At 47.2% G+C, this 2,068-nt stretch carries 4 protein-coding genes; all 4 read left to right on the top strand.

The window, feature by feature from the left end:
* A partial coding sequence (locus tag G519_RS0138135; RefSeq protein ID WP_029198999.1) for a SpoVA/SpoVAEb family sporulation membrane protein occupies positions 1 to 282 on the top strand: 282 nt, incomplete at its 5' end.
* Between the two features lies 1 nt (position 283).
* Entirely contained in the window at positions 284 to 1,300 is a 1,017-nt protein-coding gene (spoVAD, locus tag G519_RS0138130; RefSeq protein ID WP_029198998.1) for a stage V sporulation protein AD, read from the top strand.
* Positions 1,300 to 1,650, top strand: a complete 351-nt coding sequence (gene spoVAE / locus G519_RS0138125; protein ID WP_029198997.1) for a stage V sporulation protein AE — start codon at positions 1,300 to 1,302, stop codon at positions 1,648 to 1,650. Before spoVAD ends, spoVAE begins: the two co-directional genes overlap by 1 nt.
* Before the next feature lie 62 nt (positions 1,651 to 1,712).
* A partial coding sequence (locus G519_RS46705) for a YhcN/YlaJ family sporulation lipoprotein (RefSeq protein ID WP_208860935.1) occupies positions 1,713 to 2,068 on the top strand: 356 nt, incomplete at its 3' end.

Here is a 2,068-nt window from a genome sequence, read left to right as displayed (position 1 = left end):
GATCCTACGGTCGCGGTTTTGATACTTATTTCCGTCATCCTGACCAGTTTAGGGGTGTATGATAAATTTGCCCAGTGGGCCGGTGCGGGTTCTGCCGTGCCTGTGACCGGATTCGCGAATTCGATGGCCTCTGCGGCGATCGAACATCAAAGTGAAGGCATGGTGTTAGGCGTCGGTGGCAAGATGTTTAAGCTGGCAGGCCCGGTCATTGTATTCGGAACCGTCGCTGCTTTTATTGTTGGAATCGTGCATCTATTGATTAAAGGCGGAGGGGGATCCTGATATGTTGAAAGGACACCAGAGTTGGATATTTGAAAACAAACCGGTCATTCGTTCAACGGCAACGGTTGTAGGTCCTTTTGAAGGTAGGGGGCCGCTTGCCAATGATTTTGACATTATCCACGGGGACTCCATGCTTGAAGAAGAAAGTTGGGAAAAAGCGGAGAAAGTATTGATCGAAGAAGCAGCAAAATTGGCGATCGAAAATGCGGGGTTGACCAAGGAACAAGTGCATTTTTATATCGGCGGCGATTTAATGAACCAAATTATTAGCAGCAGTTTCGCCGCCCGAACCTTAACAATCCCTTTCATAGGTGTATTTGGTGCCTGCTCGTCATCGATGGAAAGCCTGGCGTTAGCGGCAAATCTTGTGAATTCCGGTTCGGCCAAATTTGTGTTGGCAGGGACATGCAGCCACAATTCCAGTGCGGAGAAACAGTTCCGCTATCCGTCCGAGTACGGCTCGCAAAAACCGCCTACCGCCCAATATACCGTAACCGGAGCCGGAGCTGCCATAGTATCTACGGAAGGTGATGGACCTGTCGTCACTTCTGCGACGATTGGCCGTGTAATCGACATGGGAATTAAAGACCCGTTTAATATGGGCGCGGCGATGGCTCCCGCAGCGGTGGATACGATCCAAGCGCATTTTCGCGACTTGGAAATTGAACCTGGTTATTATGATCTGATTGTAACCGGTGACCTCTCTAAAATCGGTTATGAAATCGCTTGTAAATTGTTTAAAAAACATAACTTCCCAATCGGTCAAACCGAATATTCCGATTGCGGAATGATGATTTACGATTATGAAACTCAAATGGTTCAGTCTGGTGCAAGCGGCTGTGGGTGTTCCGCGGTTGTTACGTATGGACATTTGCTGAAACGTATGCGAAAGGGCGAATTAAAACGAATCCTCGTTGTAGCCACGGGTGCGCTTCTATCCCCGATCTCCTTCCAACAAGGGGAAAGCATCCCCTGTATTGCTCATGCCGTATCGATAGAAGCTGGGAGGAGTTTGTGATGATATTTGTATGGGCATTTCTAGTTGGCGGCGCAATCTGTGTCTTCGGTCAATTTTGTTTCGATGTATTTAAGCTCACACCGGCCCATACAATGAGCTTGCTTGTTGTGTTGGGGGCGTTTCTCGATGGAATTGGATGGTACGATCCGTTCATTGAATTTGCCGGCGCGGGAGCTTCAGTGCCGATTACGAGCTTTGGTAATGCGCTCGTTCATGGTGCGCTTGAGGCATTAAAGAGCGACGGTTGGATCGGGGTCATCACCGGAATTTTTGAGGTGACCAGTGCCGGAATTTCTGCAGCGATTATTTTTTCATTTTTGGCTGCATTGTTCGTAAAACCAAAAGGATAATATGGGGAATCCAATGGAAATATAAAAAGGATTCTACTAAGCAGAAAAAGGAGAAGGTTACAATGGTAAACAAAAGATACATGAAGATGGTTATTGCCTTAACATTTGTGGTGCTTCCGATCGTTGCAACGGGATGTACCGATAATAATGAGGTGAGGCAACAAGGAAATCGAACAGATCGGATAGATCGAATACAACAACAAACGGATACGAATCCTGCGGATAATCGCATTCTAGTAGCAGACCAAGCGGCGCAAAAAATAGTGTCGATCCCTGGAGTGAAACAAGCCAATGTGGTGGTTACACAAAGAAATGCTTATGTCGCTGCGGTATTGGATGATGGGCAGAGCCAGTTAAGCAGGGAGATTGAAGATCAAATCGCTTCCAAAGTCAGGGAAACCGATCCGACCATCCAAAA

The sequence above is a fragment of the Paenibacillus alginolyticus DSM 5050 = NBRC 15375 genome, assembly GCF_000422905.1.
Taxonomy (GTDB): domain Bacteria; phylum Bacillota; class Bacilli; order Paenibacillales; family NBRC-103111; genus Paenibacillus_E; species Paenibacillus_E alginolyticus.
The sequence above is the reverse complement of the archived record's forward strand: the minus strand, read 5'-3'. Positions and strand labels throughout refer to the sequence as shown.